This window comes from Agrilactobacillus fermenti (genome assembly GCF_021030645.1).
Classification (GTDB): Bacteria; Bacillota; Bacilli; order Lactobacillales; family Lactobacillaceae; genus Agrilactobacillus; species Agrilactobacillus fermenti.
Window position 1 is genome coordinate 1 of sequence record NZ_JACGCJ010000077.1, and the last position, 454, is coordinate 454.

The window sequence follows — 454 nt, forward strand, 5'->3', positions numbered from 1 at the left end:
GCCCTTGCTTAACATCTTCAAAGATTGAATCACGAACACTGGTCCCAACTTTACGCAACCATAAAACCTTACGTGGATATCGCCAAGGCTGGCAGGCTTTGATGATAACTTTCTGAACAACACCATGACTTTTACCCGAACTGGCACCACCATAATAAACTTCCGTAAACGTTTTATAATCGAACAAAGATTTATAGAATTGTTTGTTGAAAACCTTGCTAGGTTTCGGAATCTGTATCGTTATCATCGCCATCACCACCGATCACAATATTGATATCTGAACTTTGGATGTCTAGTTTGTCCGTCCATAATGAGTAACGCTTGCCTAACAACTCAGCTGCCTTATTTGCATCAGAGACCTTTGTTCTGATTTCAATGACATCTGCCGTTTCTTCATAGACTACCTTGTCATAGGTTGTTTTCTCGCCATCAACGGTCAAAACTTTAGGTTTCT

Annotated in this window: 1 protein-coding gene and 1 pseudogene; both read right to left on the minus strand. The window is 40.3% G+C overall.

What is annotated here, in order from left to right; genetic code table 11:
• The coding region (locus FHQ08_RS13365; RefSeq protein ID WP_230914752.1) for a phage terminase large subunit at positions 1 to 247 on the minus strand (247 nt) is incomplete at its 3' end.
• Positions 219 to 454: pseudogene (locus FHQ08_RS13370) on the minus strand (hypothetical protein); the annotation flags it as partial. The gene FHQ08_RS13365 and the pseudogene FHQ08_RS13370, both read right to left, overlap by 29 nt.